We start from the raw sequence: 15990 nt of genomic DNA, 5'->3' as shown, positions 1-15990 counted from the left end.
CTTCAGTTCGACAGCGAGCCGGTCGGCGGCGACGGATTCGGCGAGTGCCCCGTCGAGGCGCACGATCTCGTCACGCCAGGCCCGGATACTCGACCGGATGTGCTCCCGTTCGTCGGCGGTCGGAGGCCACGGCAACTCCGCCACGAGATCGGCGCCGCCCACCGTCGAACGCAATCCGTCCGTGATCGCCTCGACGTTCCGCGCGGCGGCTGCGGCCTTGGCCCGGGCGGCGTCGGCGTCGCGTGCCACGGTCGCGACCGGTGCGGCCCGGCGCGCATCCGCCAATTCGGCGACGAGGACCGCCCGCCGGTCCGCCTCCGCTGCGTGGGCCTCGAGTTCCGCCTCGGCTCGCCGCCTGCGGTTCTGCAGTTCGAGGACACGGCGCGCCTCCGCGAGCGCATCTTGGGTCACCTTCGCCTGGCTCTTGGCCTTCTGCAGGTCGTCCGCGGCCAGGTCGCGGGTCTCGCGCGCCTCGGCCTCGAGCTTGTGGGCCCAGGTCACCGGATCGGCGTCGGCGCCCCCCTCGATGCCTGCGGCCGTCCCGACCCGCGCCAGCAGGACGTCGACGGCCCGTTGATGCTCGTCCAGGTCGTGGGCGCTGGTACGCCTGCGGGCGAGGAACCACTCCTCCACCGTCCCGAATCGGGTGGTGTCGAACAGCCTCTCCAGAAGCTGACCGCGTTCCTCGTTGTCGGCTCGCAGGAACTTCGCGAACTCTCCCTGCGGCAGCAGGACGACCTGGAAGAACTGGTCGGCGCTCATGCCCATCAGCCGCCCGACCTCGTCGGCGATGTCGGGGATCCGTGACAGGTTCTCCCCGCGGCCGTCGAGCCAGGTGAGCGTGGCCTTCGCGTTCTCCTTGATGGTCCCCGACCCACGGCGCTTGGGACGCTCGAACTCCGGGCTGCGGACGAGTCGCAGATGCCGGCCCGCGATCGTCGCCTCGAGCGTCACCGTCGGAACGGAACCGGCGGGCGCGTGGTCGGACAGGAGGCGCTTGCCGTCCTTCCGTGCCCCGGGCACCGTGCCGTACAGCGCGAACGCCACCGCGTCGAGGACTGTCGTCTTACCGGCGCCGGTATGACCGTGCAGCAGAAAGAGCCCGTCCGCGCCGAGCCGATCGAAGTCGACTTCCACGGATCCTGCGAACGGCCCGAAGGCTTCGACCTCGAGTCGATGCAGCCTCATGCCGTCTGTTCCAGCGCGACGACCTCGGCGGTGTCTTCGCCGGACCGGCCGGCGAAGCCGAGTGCGGCCTCCACCAATCGGATCTCGCCGGTCGACGGTTCGCTGCGCACGTCGGTGAGGAAGCTGCGCGTGATCTGCAGATCGCTGCGCCCGTGCACCTTGTCGCGGTAGCGCAGATCGTCGCCGCCCTCGGGGCGTTGCCACTCGAGGTGCACGGCGAACGGGAATCGGGTCTGGAGTGAGCGCATGGCGTCGACCGGGCGTTCCGGGTCGGTGAGCACCGCCGACACGTAGCAGTCCTCGGCGTCGCGGAACGCGTCGTCCTCGAGCAACGCCTGCACCGTCCCGGTCAGTTGCCGCAGACCACGGACCACCGGCAGGTCGACCCGCTCGACGGCCCGCAGTCCGTCGGCGTCGAGATCCACGAGGTAGACCGCCTTGCTGTGGGTGCGCTCGCCGAAGGAGTACGGCAGCGGCGAACCCGAGTACCGGATGTTCTCGGTGAGAGTCTGCGGCGAGTGCAGGTGGCCGAGCGCGACGTAGTCGACCCCGCCGAAGGCCGACGCCGACACCGTCTCGACGCCGCCGACGGAGATGGACCTCTCCGATCCGGTGGCCTCCGCGCCCACGACGAACGCGTGCGCCAGGACGACGGACCTGGTGCGCGGACCGGTGTCGTTCCGCCCGTCGAGGTCGGCACGGACACGGTCCATCGCGGCGTCGAGGATCTCGGCGTGCGAGCGGGCGGTCGGCACGTCCAGTTGCGCGCGGGTGATCTCGGGCTCGAGATAGGGAATGCCGTAGAACGAGACGGGACCGTGCGCGTCCTCGAGCACGACGGGCGAGCCGATCCCGGCGACCGTCGTCATGAGGTGCAGCCCGCCCGCGCGGGAGAACGCGGCACCCGCCCCGAGCCGCGCCGCGGAGTCGTGGTTCCCGGACGTGGCGACGATGACCGCACCGGCGTCCCGGATCGCTTCGAATCCGCGGTTGCACACGGTGACGGCGTCGGCGCTGGGGATCGACCGGTCGTACACGTCACCGGGAACGACGACGACGTCCACGCCGTGCTCGGCGACGAGGGCGGCGATCGCGTCGAGCACACGGGCCTGGTCGGTGAGCAGGTCCACCCCGTGGAACGTGCGTCCGATGTGCCAGTCCGAAGTGTGCAGGATCCTCATGTCCCGAGACCGTAGAGCACCGTGCCGACAACCTCGAACACCTCGGCCGCGTGGCGCCCGAGCGATTCGACATGTCGGTGGGGCGGTGCACCATGAGCCACATGAATGCACTCGCTGCACTCGGAATGCTCCTGGCGCTGGCCGCGGGCACCGCCCTCGGGTGGCTGCTGCACGCGGCGCGGAGCGGTGATCGGGCGGCGCGTGCGGAGGCACAGCTCGCCGCGCTGCGCGAGAACGAGGCCCTGCTGCAGCAGTCGCTCGGCGCGGTCAGCGAGGATTCCGCCCGCCGCCACTCGGGTGCGATCGGCGAGCAGATCTCGCGACTGGTCGGGCCACTGCACGAGGCCGTCGGCGCCCTGGCGGAACAGGTGGACCACGTCGAACGCAACCGCCTGCACGCGTATGCGGGGCTCAGCGAGCAGGTCGAAGGCATGTACCGCACCTCTCAGATGCTGTCCACGCAGACGAGCCGGCTGGTCACGGCGCTGCGGGCGCCGCAGATCCGGGGCCGGTGGGGCGAGATCCAGCTCGAGCGGGTGGTCGAACTCGCCGGGATGGTCCGGCACTGCGATTTCGACACCCAGGTGTCGAAGGACGGTGTCCGTCCCGACCTGCTCGTGTACCTCGCGGGCGGCAAGCAGATCGTGGTCGACGCCAAGGTCCCGTTCGCGGCGTACCTGGACGCCGCGCAGACGGAAGACCCGGCCGCCCGGGAACAGCACCTCTCCAGACACGCCCGGCAGCTGCGGACGCACGTCGACCAGTTGGCCGACAAGACGTACTGGGAGTCGTTCGACCCGACGCCGGAGTTCGTGGTGCTGTTCGTGCCCGGTGATCCGTTCCTGGACGCGGCGCTGACCGCCGACTCCGGGCTGCTCGAGCACGCGTTCTCGCGGAACGTGATCCTCGCCACCCCCACCACTCTCATCGCCTTGCTGCGGACCATCGCGCACACCTGGCGCCAGGAGGCGCTGTCGCAGGACGCCGCGAAGATCCACCAACTCGGCCGGGAGCTGTATTCGCGGCTGGGCACGGTCGGTGCACATCTCGACCGCCTCGGCTCACAACTCGGCAAGGCCGTCGACTCGTTCAATCTCACCGTCGCGTCGATGGAGTCCCGGGTCACAGTCACCGCCCGCAAGCTCCACGACCTCGATGTGTTCGACGGCGATGTCACCGAGGTCAGCGCCGTCGATTCGTGGCCGCGACGCACAAATCTCGAGGATCTCTCAGGCTCTATCGGTCACGCCAACGAGGCTAGTTAACAAGTTGCCGCTACTGTCGTTGTGTGTCTGCAACCCAACGTGCTCGCTCTGGGGTGCCGCTCGACAGGCGGTCGATTGTCCCTACGGTCCCCGGTCTCCCCTGGTGGGGTGTCATTCTCCTGGCCGTCGGAGTCACCTTTGTCGGATTCGCTGTCGATGCGGCTCGTGGCACGGAACTCACGGCTGCGTTCTCCACGTTCTATTTCCTCGGCTGCGTTCTCGCCGTGGCTGCTGCCGGCAATCGGGCGCTGTTCACCGCGATCGTCCAGCCGCCGCTGATCCTGTTCGTCGCGGTGCCGCTCGGGCAGAGTCTCATCGCGGAGGAGAACAGCACCGCACTGAAAGACCTGGCGATCAACGTCGCATATCCGCTGGTCAACCGTTTCCCGGTGATGCTCGCCGCCACCGTGGTGACCCTGCTGATCGGTGGCCTCCGCCTCTTCCTGCTGCAGCAACGCAAGACCGGTCCCGCCCGCACGTCCGAGCGGCGACGCGCGCAGCGGGCGCCACGCGCCGCCCGCCCTCGGCGCGCAGCCGAGGAGTCCGAGCAGTCTCCGCCGTCGCGCCGGGCGCGTGACAGGGACGCTGCGCGGGAACACCCCCGCTCGGGGYGACGGGCAGCCACCCCACCGCCTCGCCGATCGTCGTCGTCGGGGGGACGCACCACGCCCCCACCACCGATGGTCGACCGGGCAGCGCAGGCACCCCGCTCGGCGCCTCCGCGCACCAGTCAGGCGCCGCGTTCGGTCCCGCCGCGGACGACGCCGCGACCCCRGCCGAACCCCGACGTGCCGGCCCACCCCATTCCGCAGGTGCGTTACCGCGACCGGTACGAGCCGCCGTTCGAGACGGAGCAGCCCCGCTAGAGCAGGGACGCGGCAGGTAGCGGGCCGATCAGGTCCGCGCGGCGCGCAGCTCGCGCGGCAGTGCGAAGACCAGCGTCTCGTTGGCCGTGGTGACCGGCTGGACGTCGTGGAATCCGTGCTCGTCGAGCAGATCGATCACACCGCGCACCAGGATCTCCGGCACGGACGCACCGGACGTGATCCCGACCGTCCGGACGCCGTCGAGCCAGGCCGGATCCACTTCGCGCGCGTAGTCGACCAGGTACGACGCCTTCGCGCCCGCGTTCAGTGCGACCTCGACGAGACGAACGGAGTTCGAGGAGTTGCGGGATCCGACGACGATGACGAGGTCGCATTCGGGTGCCATCGCCTTGACCGCCACCTGACGGTTCTGGGTGGCGTAGCAGATGTCGTCGCTCGGCGGGTCCTGCAGATTGGGGAAACGCTCCCGCAGCCGGGCGACCGTCTGCATCGTCTCGTCGACGCTCAACGTGGTCTGCGACAACCAGATGACCTTCGATTCGTCGCGGACCGTCACGGCGTCGACGGAGTCGGGTCCGTCGACCAGTTGCACGTGATCGGGGGCCTCACCGGCGGTGCCCTCCACTTCCTCGTGGCCCTCGTGGCCGATCAGGAGGATGTCGAAGTCGTCGCGGGCGAAGCGCTTGGCTTCCTGGTGGACCTTCGTGACCAGCGGGCACGTGGCGTCGATGGTGCGCAGGTTGCGCGCCGCGGCCGATTCGTGGACCGCGGGAGACACGCCGTGGGCGGAGAACACCAGCAGCGCGCCCTCCGGAACCTCGTCCGTCTCGTCGACGAAGACGACACCCTGATCGGTGAGCGTCTCGACGACGTGCCGGTTGTGGACGATCTCCTTGCGGACGTAGATCGGGGCGCCGTGCTTCTCGAGCGCCTTCTCCACCGTCTCGACGGCGCGGTCCACGCCGGCGCAGTAGCCGCGGGGCTCCGCGAGCAGTACCCGCTTCTCGCCGTCGGCACGCGACGCCCCCGAATCTGCCGAACGTGTGATACCCACATTGAGTGGAACAGCCGAAGACATGGTTCCAGACTACGGGTCACCCCGAACGGACGACACTTTCGCGGGGTCTCGGCCGGGTAGTGTGCGCATCGTCGCACCGAAGTCGTCGGCGCTGTGGGCACGTCGGCTACCCAAACGTGCCGTTGTCAGGCAGGCTGTGGGAATGATTCGTCCCCCCTTCGTGGCGCGTGTCGCCGCTGGAATCGCCGTGACGGCCGTCGAAGAGGCCAGGAGGCTGCCGACCACCGCAGCGACCCTGCCCATGACCGCGGTCAGTCAGGTGCTGCAGACCACGATGCGTGTTCAGCAGTCCATGACGGCGCTGGCCATCAAGGGCGACCAGGCTTTCGCACTGATCAACTGGACCCACGACGACGAGCAGCCGGCCTGGGCCGTCTTCGACGACGACACCGATCCGGAACCCGTTGTCGACGGCGTGACCGACGAGCGGCCGGCCGGACCGGGCCGGTTCGCCCTGTACTCGCTGAGCCCGCAGGAAGAGAGCACTCCCGAGAAGGTCTCGACCCCGAAGGCTGCTCCCGCCGCCACGACCAACGGCTCGGCCCCCGTGACGTCGGCGAGCAAGAAGGCCGCGACCTCCGCGCCGACGGTGGCCGAACCCGAGATCGCCGTCGTACTCGACTACGGCACGCTGACGCTCGCCCAGCTGCGGGCGCGCCTGCGCAGCCTGTCCGTCGAGGACCTCACGACGCTGCTGGACTACGAGAACGCGACCCTGGCACGCGCGCCGTTCCAGACCATGCTGACCAACCGCATCACCTCCGCCAAGGCCAAGTGACCTCCGCACAGCCCCGCGCAGCCAGTACCGGACCGAGTACCGCCGAGCAGCCCTGGCCGGTCCGCACCGTGTCGGCCAAGGTCGCACAGTGGATCGACCGGCTCGGGAGTGTCTGGGTCGAGGGGCAGATCACCCAGATCAACGCGCGTCCGGGAACCCGGACCGCGTTTCTTGTGCTGCGGGATCCGTCCGTTGACATGTCGTTGTCGGTGACCTGTTCCCCGCAGCTGTTGCAGAACTCCCCCGTCCCGCTCACCGAGGGCAGCCGGGTGGTGATGTTCGGCAAGTTGTCGTTCTACACGGGCCGAGGGTCGGTCTCGCTGCGGGTGACGGAGATCCGCGCGATCGGGATCGGTGAACTCCTCGCCCGAATCGAGCGGTTGCGCGCGCTGCTGGCCGCGGAGGGTCTGTTCGACCCTCGGCTGAAGCGTCCGCTGCCGTTCCTACCGGGCACCATCGGGCTGATCACCGGTCGCGCGAGCGCCGCCGAGCACGACGTCCTCAGTGTGGCGCAGCGCCGCTGGCCCGCCGTGCGCTTCGAGGTGCGCAACACCCCGGTGCAGGGCGCGACCGCCGTTCCGCAGATCCTCGACGCATTGAAGGAACTGGACGCCGACCCGCACGTCGACGTGATCATCCTCGCGCGCGGCGGCGGCAGTGTGGAGGATCTGCTGCCGTTCTCCGACGAGACGCTGTGCCGCGCGATCGTTGCCTGCCGAACACCGGTGGTCAGCGCCATCGGCCACGAGCCGGACAGTCCGCTCAGCGATCACGTCGCCGACCTGCGGGCCGCAACACCGACGGATGCCGCCAAGCGGGTGGTGCCGGACGCGGTCGCCGAGCAGGCACTCGTCGGCGAATTGCGGTCGCGGAGCGCGGCTGCGCTGCGCAACTGGGTGCAGCGCGAGTCGCACCTGATCTCCCAGCTGCGGAGCCGGCCGGTACTCGCCGACCCGCTGCGCGCACTCGACCACCGGTCGGACGAGGTCGAGCGACTGCGGGAAGCCGGGCGACGCGATGTCAGCCGGGCGATCGCCGCGGAGAGCACCACGATCGAGCACCTTCGTGCACGGCTGACGACCCTCGGGCCCGCCGCGACCCTGGCCCGCGGCTACTCCGTGGTTCAGCGGATCGTGCCCGACGGCGATCCCGAGGTACTGCGTTCGGTCGACGACGCCCCACCGGGCACCCAGATTCGCGTTCGAGTCGCCGACGGCGCAATCCGTGCCGCGGTGATGGGAAAGGACAAGTAGGACATGAGTARGCCCACCGGAAACGACACCGACATCGCGGAGCTCGGTTACGAGGCGGCGCGCGACGAACTCGTCGACGTGGTCAAGGTGCTCGAACAGGGCGGCCTCGACCTCGACGCGTCACTCGCACTGTGGGAGCGGGGCGAGGCCCTGGCCAAACGCTGCGAGGAACACCTCGCCGGGGCGCGCAAGCGCGTCGAGACGGCCCTCGCCCACGCCGAGGACGAGGGCTGACCCTCCCTCGATCGTCAGGCAGCGAGGATCGGGGCGTCGGCCGCGGCGGTGGTGAGCTGCTCGAACGCCTCGGGTGACGCACTGCCCGTCACGAGGAGCCGGACGTCGCCGAAGTCGGAGACCCAGATCGGCTCGACACCCTCCCCGCCGTACACGATCCAGCTGTGACCTGCGACGTCCTCGGTTCCCGTCGCCGTACGCGGACCACCGGCGACGAACGGCACGAGCACCGTCTCGACGGCATTGCTCTGCGTCAGCTGGATGTAGCGGCCGGCCTCGGTGATGAATCCGACGGTGCTCGAATCGCCGCCGCCGTCGCCGCTGACGATGCTGCGGCTGCCCGAGTTGGGCGTCCAGCCCTCCGGCGTCTCCGGCTTGCGCACCGGGAACGGCAGGTCCTGGGCGTCGTACTTCAGCGCCGCGTCGACGTCGAAGCTGGGGATCGGGCCACTGGTGGGCCCGCCCGGGCTGAACGTGCACTGGCTGGCGATACCCGCGATCAGTACGCAGAACAGGACAAGGGGTACGAGCGACCACACCATGTCGCGGTTGTTGTGCAGGATGCGGGGTTTATCGGATGCCACGCCCACCAGTATCCAGGGTCGGTCCCGGAACAACGATTCTCGGTCCCGTGATTCGCGCCCCAGCAGCGCACGTCACACTTCTTTCTGGGAGAATCAGCAGGCGAGATCCACCCGACACTCGGCGGCCGACGGCCACCGACACAGCGTCGACGTACAACGTCGACCGTGACTGCACCAGGAGGCACTGCCCATGACGGCTAGCACCACTTCGAGTCGCCGCGAGGCCCCGGACCGAAATCTTGCTCTGGAATTGGTCCGAGTCACCGAGGCTGGTGCGATGGCTGCCGGTCGCTGGGTCGGCCGTGGCGACAAGGAGGGTGGCGACGGCGCCGCCGTCGACGCCATGCGCCAGCTCGTGAGCTCGGTCTCGATGCGCGGCGTCGTCGTCATCGGCGAGGGCGAGAAGGACGAAGCCCCGATGCTGTTCAACGGCGAAGAGGTCGGCAACGGCGACGGACCCGAATGCGATTTCGCCGTCGACCCGGTCGACGGAACCACCCTGATGGCGAAGGGCATGCCCAACGCGATCGCCGTCCTCGCGGTCGCCGAGCGCGGCGCGATGTTCGACCCGTCTGCCGTGTTCTACATGGAGAAGATCGCCGTCGGCCCCGACGCCGCCGATGTCATCGACATCACAGCGCCCGTCGCCGAGAACATCAAACGCGTCGCGAAGGTCCGCAAGGCGTCCCCCTCCGACGTGACGGTCTGCATCCTCGACCGTCCGCGGCACGCCCGGCTCATCCAGGAGGTCCGGGACACCGGCGCCCGGATCCGTCTCATCTCCGACGGCGACGTCGCGGGTGCGATCGCCGCCGCGCGTCCGGAGTCGGGCACCGACATCCTGATCGGCACCGGTGGCACGCCCGAGGGCATCATCGCCGCCGCCGCCATGCGCTGTATGGGTGGTTCGCTGCAGGGCCGGCTGGCCCCGACCGACGACGCCGAGCGTCAGAAGGCCATCGACGCAGGCCACGACCTGGACCGTGTGCTCACCACCGAAGATCTCGTGTCGGGTGAGAACGTCTTCTTCTGCGCCACCGGCGTCACGGACGGCGACCTGCTCCGCGGCGTCCGCTACTACGGCGGCGGCGCCTCGACCCAGTCGATCGTGATGCGGTCGAAGTCGGGCACCGTCCGCATGATCGACGCGTACCACCGTCTCGAGAAGCTGCGCGAGTACTCGTCCGTGGACTTCACGGGCGAAGACGGCGCCGTTCCGCCGACGTTCTAGGCAGCTCCGCTGCCCGTGCGCCTTTCCGGTAGCTCCGGCTACCGGAAAGGCGCACGGGGAGCGCCCCMCGACGCGCTCGGAAGTGGCATGTTTGACGCATGACCGAGAGCAACGAGCAGCAGTACCGGATCGAACACGACACCATGGGCGAGGTGCGGGTGCCCGTGGATGCCCTGTGGCGCGCGCAAACTCAGCGCGCCGTCGAGAACTTCCCGATCAGCGGTCGAGGTCTCGAGCGCACCCAGATACGTGCGATGGGTCTGCTGAAGGCAGCCTGTGCGCAGGTCAACAAGGATCTCGGCCTCCTCGACGCCGAGAAGGCGGATGCCATCATCGCGGCGGCGGGCGAGATCGCCGAGGGCAAGCACGACGATCAGTTCCCCATCGACGTCTTCCAAACGGGCTCGGGCACCAGTTCCAACATGAACGCCAACGAGGTGATCGCGTCGATCGCCTCGGCGAACGGTGTGGTCGTCCACCCCAACGACGATGTCAACATGTCGCAGTCGTCCAACGATACGTTTCCCACCGCGACGCACGTCGCGGCCACCGAGTCCGCGGTGAAGGACCTCCTCCCCGCCCTCGACCACCTGCGCCTGGCCCTGCTCGACAAGTCCACCGAGTGGAAGACCGTCGTGAAGTCGGGCCGCACCCACCTCATGGACGCCGTCCCGGTGACCCTCGGCCAGGAGTTCGGCGGTTACGCCCGTCAGATGGAGGCGGGGATGGAGCGGGTCGTGGCCTGCCTTCCCCGGCTCGGTGAGCTGCCCATCGGCGGCACCGCGGTCGGAACGGGGCTCAATGCCCCCGACGGGTTCGGCCCGAGGGTCGTCGCCGAACTGGTCAAGGCGACGGGAGTCGACGCCCTCACACCGGCGAAGAACAGTTTCGAGGCGCAGGCGGCGCGGGACGGGCTGGTGGAGGCGTCCGGCGCGCTGCGCACGATCGCGGTGTCCCTGACCAAGATCGCCAACGACATCCGCTGGATGGGATCGGGGCCGCTCACCGGTCTCGGCGAGATCCGTCTCCCCGACCTGCAGCCCGGCAGTTCGATCATGCCCGGCAAGGTCAATCCGGTGCTCCCGGAGGCGGCCACCCAGGTCGCCGCTCAGGTGGTCGGCAACGATGCCGCGGTCGCGTGGGGCGGTGCCGCGGGCGCGTTCGAGCTCAACGTCTACATCCCGATGATGGCGCGGAACCTGCTCGAATCGTTGAAATTGCTGGCCAACGTCACGCGGCTGTTCGCCGACCGGTGCGTCGTGGGGCTCGTCGCGAACACCGAGCACCTCAAGACCCTCGCGGAATCGTCGCCGTCCATCGTGACGCCACTGAACTCCGCGATCGGGTACGAGGAGGCCGCGGCTGTCGCCAAGCAGGCGCTGAAGGAGAAGAAGACCATCCGCGAGACCGTCGTCGCCCGCGGTCTGATCGGCGACAAGCTGAGCGAGGAGGAACTCGACAAGCGTCTCGACGTGCTGGCGATGGCGAAGGTCAAGGACTGACCCGGCCGACGGAGAGGGCCCGCACTCGCCGGAGTGCGGGCCCTCTCGCGCAGAAGTCCTACAGCAGCGCGGACAGCTCGTCGCGGGCCTTCTCGCCCTCCGGGCCGAGATCGGTGCGCCCAGCGATGTTCCAGGAGCGAAGCAGCGGCGCGAACACCTTCTCCCCCTGCTGGGCGGGGTCGTAGATGCCGGCCTCGGCGAGCACGGCGGTGCTGTCGGTTCCGCCGGGCAGGGCCACGCTCGGCACGTCGAAGGCCTCGATCCGCGATGCGATGGCCCGCATCGTCTGGTCGGGTACCAGCTCGAACGCGGCCTCGACGATGTTCCGGTAGAACAGCGACTGCAGTTCGTCGTCCGTGGCCAGCCGCTCGGCGATCACGGCCACCAGCGGGTCCTCGCCGAGTGCTGCCGTGTTGTGATGACGCACCGCCGCGGCCTTCTCCTCGAACGCGGAGTTCGCGAGCATCTCGAGCAGGTGCATCGGCGGCATCGCGTAGCCGCGGACCATCTCGTCCATCCGGGCGCGCTCGAGGGCGACGGGGTCGACGGCGCGCGTCACCATCAGGTAGTTCCGGAGCACGATGGAGTGCCGGTTCTCCTCCGCAGTCCAGCGGCCCACCCAGCGCCACCACGGGCCCACCTGGGCGAGGTGCTTGGCGATCTCCCGGTGGTACGCGGGGACGTTGTCCGCCACCAGCACACCCACCGTCAGTGCGAGCGCCTCGACGTCGCTCAGGGTCGACTGATCTGCCGACCAATCCGTTCCACCCATGAACGCGAAGTTCTTGCCCTCGTCCCACGGGACCAGATCGTGCGGCTGCCAGCCGTCCGCCTCGGCGATGTGACGTGTGAGGTTTTCGTCCACCACCGGGGCCAGCTCACTGAGCAGCTGCGAGTCATTCTTTTCAATCGGCATCCGCACACCGTAGCGTCCGCGCCCGGGCGCCGGGTCGACCACTGGTGAATTCGACGGGAACAACGGCGGCGTTGTGACGAAAACAGCCTGGTCATGGGCTTGCAGTCGTTACGCTGGCAGTTCACGGTTACCCCGGGCCCGAGCAGAGGATCACCCATGCGCAGACAGCGGAACCTGACGATACTTCTGTCGGCTCTCGCGCTCGGCGGGTCACTGGTGACGGGTTGCGGCTCCGACGCAGACGACGCCGGTTCCGCCTCGACGTCCGGCGCGAACCCCACCTCGGAGTCGTCGCAACCGAACCCGGGGACGGTCGCGGGCGTCGATATCCCGGACGGTCAGATCGACGACGCCGTGGGCCGTCTCGACGACCTGGCGAACGAGCTGATGGAGAGTTCCGGACTGCCGGGCATGGCGGTCGCCGTCGTCCACGGTGGGCAGACCGTGTACGCGAAGGGATTCGGCGTGCGCGAGGCCGGCACCGATCAGAAGGTGGACGCCGACACCGTGTTCCAGCTGGCGTCGATGTCGAAATCGGTGGGGTCCACGGTGGTGGCCCACCAGGTCGATGCCGGTGTCGTCGGCTGGGACACTCCCGTGGTGTCCAAGTCGCCCGGTTTCGCCCTCGCGGACCCGTGGGTCACCGAGCACGTCACGGTGGGCGATCTGTACTCGCACCGGTCCGGGTTGCCCGACCATGCCGGCGATCTGCTCGAGGACCTGGGTTACAACCAGCAGCAGGTGCTCGACAAGCTCCGGCTCGAACCGCTGAACCCGTTCCGGATCACCTACGAGTACACCAACTTCGGCCTCACCGCGGCGGCGGAGGCCGTCGCGGCGGCGTCCGGGACGGACTGGGCCACGCTGTCCGAGCAGACGATCTACCAGCCGCTGGGGATGTCGTCCACGAGTTCGCGATTCGCCGACTATCAGGCCCGCAGCGACCGCGCTGTCGCGCACCAACTCGTCGACGGCAAGTACGTCGCCGACGCGGTACGCGACCCCGACGCGCAGTCCCCCGCAGGCGGGGTGAGCTCCTCCGTCAACGACATGGGCAAATGGCTGGCGATGCTGTTGGCCGACGGAACGTTCGAGGGCAAGGAGATCGTGTCACCCGAGGCACTGCTCCCCGCGGTCAGTCCTCAGATGGTGTCCAGCCCACCGCGGTCGATGGACAGCCGTCCGGGGTCGTACGGGTACGGGTTCAACGTCTCGACCACCCCGGCAGGGCGGGTTTCCCTCAGCCATTCGGGCGGGTTCCAGCTCGGGGTGGCGACGAATTTCGTCGCGATACCGTCCGCCGACGTCGCCATCGTCGCGCTGACCAACGGGTCGCCCATCGGCATCCCCGAGTCCCTCACCGCCGAGTTCGCCGACCTCGTGCAGTTCGGGGAGATCCGCGAGGACTGGAGGTCGTTGTACCGGCAGGCCATCGCGCCGATGGACGAGCCCGAGGGCAGTCTCGTCGGCCAGACGGCCCCCACGAACCCGGCACCGCCGCAGCCCCTCCCGACCTACGCAGGCACCTACGGCAACCCGTACTGGGGTCCCGCCGTCGTCACCGAGAGCAACGGTGCGCTGACGCTCCAACTCGGACCCGCCGGGCAGACCTTCCCACTCACCCACTGGGACGGCGACACCTTCACTTTCACACCCCGCGGTGAGAACGCCCCACCCGGAACCATCTCGAAGGCCACGTTCGCCGGCAACAACGTCACACTCGAGTTCTACGACACGGAAGGCCGGGGGACATTCGTCCGCTGAGCCGACACATCGACCGGGAGAAGATCATGAGCACGAACTCGCACGCACCCACGGGAACCGCTCGAACGGACACGGCAGATGTCCAGGTGGTCCGGGCATTCCTGGACGCACTCGTCGCCGGCGACCCGGACGCCGCGCAGCAGTATCTGCACCAGGACATCGTGTGGCACAACGTGTCCCTGCCCAAGATCCGCGGCCTCGGCTCCGTCACGCGGATACTCCGCGGAATGAGCCGCCCCGGTGTCGGATTCGACGTGCGCCTGCACCACATCGCCGGCGACGGTACGGCCGTGCTGACCGAACGCACGGACGTCCTGATCTACAAGCGGCTGCGCAGCGAATTCTGGGTGTGCGGCACGTTCGAGATGAAGGACGGCAAGATCGCCGTCTGGCGCGACTACTTCAGCAACCGAGACTTCCTGTGGGGCACGCTCAAAGGTATCGTGCGCGCCTTCTGACGTTTCCGCCCGATGTCGCACGGACCGTGCGACATCGGGCGGATCACGCTGCGGGGCAGGCGCCTACGGCGTCGGCCCAAACTCCTCCAGCATCTCCGTCACGAGCGCCGCGATCGGCGAACGCTCACTGCGCGTCAACGTGATGTGCGCGAACAGCGGATGCCCCTTGAGCTTCTCGATCACCGCGGCCACACCGTCGTGACGTCCGACCCTCAGGTTGTCGCGCTGCGCGACGTCGTGAGTGAGGATCACCCGGGAGCCGGTGCCGAGCCGGGAGAGCACCGTGAGCAGCACGTTGCGTTCCAGGGACTGCGCCTCGTCCACGATCACGAACGAATCGTGCAGTGACCGGCCGCGAATATGCGTGAGTGGCAACACTTCCAGCATGCCGCGGCTGATCACCTCGTCCATCACCTCGGTGCTGGCGAGGCCGTCGAGAGTGTCGAAGACCGCCTGGGCCCACGGGCCCATCTTCTCGCTCTCACTACCCGGCAGGTAGCCGAGTTCCTGCCCACCCACCGCGTAGAGCGGCCGGAAGACAACGACTTTCCGCTGGGTACGGCGCTCGAGCACCGCCTCCAGCCCCGCCGTCAACGCCAACGCCGACTTGCCGGTGCCCGCCTTGCCGCCCAGCGACACGATGCCCACACTGTCGTCCAGCAGGATGTCCAGGGCGATCCGCTGCTCGGCCGAACGTCCGTGCAGACCGAATGCCTCACGCTCCCCCCGGACCAACTGCACCCGCTTGTCGGCGTTCACCCGGCCCAGTGCGCTCGACGAACCGCCCAGCAGCCGAATACCCGTGTGGCACGGAAGTTCCCGAGCCTCCTCCAGATCGACGACACCCTCGGAGAACAGTTCGTCGATCGACKAGGACGCCACATCCAGTTCGGTCATACCCGTCCAACCGGACGGAACGACGTCGTGGGCGTGGTACTCGTCGGCGGGAAGACCCACCGCACCGGCCTTCACACGCAGCGGGATATCCTTGCTGACCAGGACGACGTCACCGCCCTCGGCCTCGAGGTTCAGGGCGCAGGCCAGGATCCTCGAATCGTTGCTGTCCGTGCGGAATCCGACCGGGAGAACCGACGGGTCGGTGTGGTTCAGCTCGACCTGCAGGGTGCCGCCCTCGGTGCCGATCGGCACGGGCTGGTCGAGACGACCGTACTCCAGACGGAGGTCGTCGAGCATGCGCAGCGATTCTCTTGCGAACCATCCCAACTCGTGGTGGTGCCGCTTCCCTTCGAGCTCGCTGATCACGACGAGGGGAAGCACCACACGGTGCTCGGCGAACCTGGTGACGGCCCAGGGGTCGGACAGCAGTACGGAGGTGTCGAGTACGAATGTACGAACTGCAGAATCCGACGATTTCCTGGGGGCGGCGGACGAACGTCCGACGCGGGCTGAGACGGAGCGTGAAGCAGTCACGTTGGCTCCTAGGTCTGCGTGGCACCCACGCAAACTCGGTTCGCTGGACCGGTCCGTCCCTGGTGTGTCACCACACGAGGGCCGGGCGCCGGCCCCCTCGCACTGAGTGTGTCAGCCACGATCAGGACCTCCCGTACAAGCAACTTCCCCGCTGCCTGTTACCCCCGACGGTACTGCCAAACACGCCGGACGGCCGTGCGAGCGGCGGGCGTGTCGGTGAACATCAAGTTACGCGGAGGCGCCTGCGGCGCCCGTGCGTGGTTAACGAGTCCTTGCACTCGCAGGCCACGCACGGGCGGT

At 68.7% G+C, this 15990-nt stretch carries 15 protein-coding genes; 9 read left to right on the top strand and 6 right to left on the bottom strand.

Annotated features, from left to right (window positions below):
* Together AC1D1G_RS21130 and AC1D1G_RS21125 are read right to left on the bottom strand one after the other, a co-directional pair.
* Positions 1 to 1188: AAA family ATPase (locus tag AC1D1G_RS21130; protein WP_477953557.1), on the bottom strand; the 1188-nt coding region annotated here is incomplete at its 3' end.
* Complete coding sequence (locus tag AC1D1G_RS21125) at positions 1185 to 2369, bottom strand: exonuclease SbcCD subunit D (protein WP_283331347.1); 1185 nt, start codon at positions 2367 to 2369, stop codon at positions 1185 to 1187. The genes AC1D1G_RS21130 and AC1D1G_RS21125, both read right to left, overlap by 4 nt.
* Before the next feature lie 101 nt (positions 2370 to 2470).
* Here AC1D1G_RS21125 and AC1D1G_RS21120 point away from each other — a divergent pair, with 101 nt between their 5' ends.
* Both AC1D1G_RS21120 and AC1D1G_RS21115 read left to right on the top strand, forming a co-directional pair.
* Positions 2471 to 3634 carry a DNA recombination protein RmuC gene (locus tag AC1D1G_RS21120; protein ID WP_477953560.1) on the top strand — a complete coding sequence of 388 codons (1164 nt, stop codon included), beginning with the start codon at positions 2471 to 2473 and terminating at the stop codon, positions 3632 to 3634.
* A 23-nt stretch (positions 3635 to 3657) separates the two neighbouring features.
* On the top strand, positions 3658 to 4500 hold the full coding sequence (locus AC1D1G_RS21115; RefSeq protein WP_477953556.1) for a DUF6542 domain-containing protein: 843 nt from the start codon (positions 3658 to 3660) through the stop codon (positions 4498 to 4500).
* 28 nt (positions 4501 to 4528) lie between these two features.
* Here the strand turns inward: AC1D1G_RS21115 and AC1D1G_RS21110 are convergent, their stop codons facing one another.
* Positions 4529 to 5539, bottom strand: coding sequence for a 4-hydroxy-3-methylbut-2-enyl diphosphate reductase (locus AC1D1G_RS21110; protein ID WP_280781549.1), 1011 nt, complete (start codon positions 5537 to 5539; stop codon positions 4529 to 4531).
* A gap of 142 nt (positions 5540 to 5681) precedes the next feature.
* Here AC1D1G_RS21110 and AC1D1G_RS21105 point away from each other — a divergent pair, with 142 nt between their 5' ends.
* From AC1D1G_RS21105 to AC1D1G_RS21095, 3 genes are read left to right on the top strand one after another with little or no spacing between them, the layout of a single operon-like run.
* On the top strand, positions 5682 to 6317 hold the full coding sequence (locus AC1D1G_RS21105; RefSeq protein WP_477953555.1) for a lipid droplet-associated protein: 636 nt from the start codon (positions 5682 to 5684) through the stop codon (positions 6315 to 6317).
* Complete coding sequence (gene xseA / locus AC1D1G_RS21100; RefSeq protein WP_283331352.1) at positions 6314 to 7570, top strand: exodeoxyribonuclease VII large subunit; 1257 nt, start codon at positions 6314 to 6316, stop codon at positions 7568 to 7570. Before AC1D1G_RS21105 ends, xseA begins: the two co-directional genes overlap by 4 nt.
* A gap of 3 nt (positions 7571 to 7573) precedes the next feature.
* On the top strand, positions 7574 to 7804 hold the full coding sequence (locus AC1D1G_RS21095) for an exodeoxyribonuclease VII small subunit (RefSeq protein ID WP_477953553.1): 231 nt from the start codon (positions 7574 to 7576) through the stop codon (positions 7802 to 7804).
* A 14-nt stretch (positions 7805 to 7818) separates the two neighbouring features.
* Here AC1D1G_RS21095 and AC1D1G_RS21090 read toward each other — a convergent pair whose 3' ends face one another.
* A complete protein-coding gene (locus tag AC1D1G_RS21090) occupies positions 7819 to 8388 on the bottom strand; it encodes a DUF4245 domain-containing protein (RefSeq protein WP_009479114.1) in 570 nt (189 codons plus the stop codon).
* A gap of 190 nt (positions 8389 to 8578) precedes the next feature.
* Here AC1D1G_RS21090 and glpX point away from each other — a divergent pair, with 190 nt between their 5' ends.
* Entirely contained in the window at positions 8579 to 9619 is a 1041-nt protein-coding gene (gene glpX, locus AC1D1G_RS21085; protein WP_280781545.1) for a class II fructose-bisphosphatase, read from the top strand.
* A 98-nt stretch (positions 9620 to 9717) separates the two neighbouring features.
* Positions 9718 to 11121 carry a class II fumarate hydratase gene (locus AC1D1G_RS21080; protein WP_317568066.1) on the top strand — a complete coding sequence of 468 codons (1404 nt, stop codon included), beginning with the start codon at positions 9718 to 9720 and terminating at the stop codon, positions 11119 to 11121.
* A 58-nt stretch (positions 11122 to 11179) separates the two neighbouring features.
* On the opposite strand, the gene AC1D1G_RS21075 is transcribed toward AC1D1G_RS21080, so the two are convergent.
* Entirely contained in the window at positions 11180 to 12037 is an 858-nt protein-coding gene (locus AC1D1G_RS21075) for an acyl-ACP desaturase (RefSeq protein ID WP_477953552.1), read from the bottom strand.
* Between the two features lie 156 nt (positions 12038 to 12193).
* Between AC1D1G_RS21075 and AC1D1G_RS21070 the strand changes: the two genes are divergently transcribed.
* Both AC1D1G_RS21070 and AC1D1G_RS21065 read left to right on the top strand, forming a co-directional pair.
* Complete coding sequence (locus AC1D1G_RS21070) at positions 12194 to 13801, top strand: serine hydrolase (RefSeq protein ID WP_283352441.1); 1608 nt, start codon at positions 12194 to 12196, stop codon at positions 13799 to 13801.
* A 26-nt stretch (positions 13802 to 13827) separates the two neighbouring features.
* Entirely contained in the window at positions 13828 to 14259 is a 432-nt protein-coding gene (locus AC1D1G_RS21065; RefSeq protein ID WP_477953551.1) for a limonene-1,2-epoxide hydrolase family protein, read from the top strand.
* Between the two features lie 63 nt (positions 14260 to 14322).
* On the opposite strand, the gene AC1D1G_RS21060 is transcribed toward AC1D1G_RS21065, so the two are convergent.
* On the bottom strand, positions 14323 to 15690 hold the full coding sequence (locus AC1D1G_RS21060) for a PhoH family protein (RefSeq protein WP_477953550.1): 1368 nt from the start codon (positions 15688 to 15690) through the stop codon (positions 14323 to 14325).
* Between the last annotated feature and the right edge of the window lie 300 nt (positions 15691 to 15990).

It is taken from the genome of Rhodococcus sp. P3_B8, from assembly GCF_056402775.1.
The sequence above is the reverse complement of the archived record's forward strand: the minus strand, read 5'-3'. Positions and strand labels throughout refer to the sequence as shown.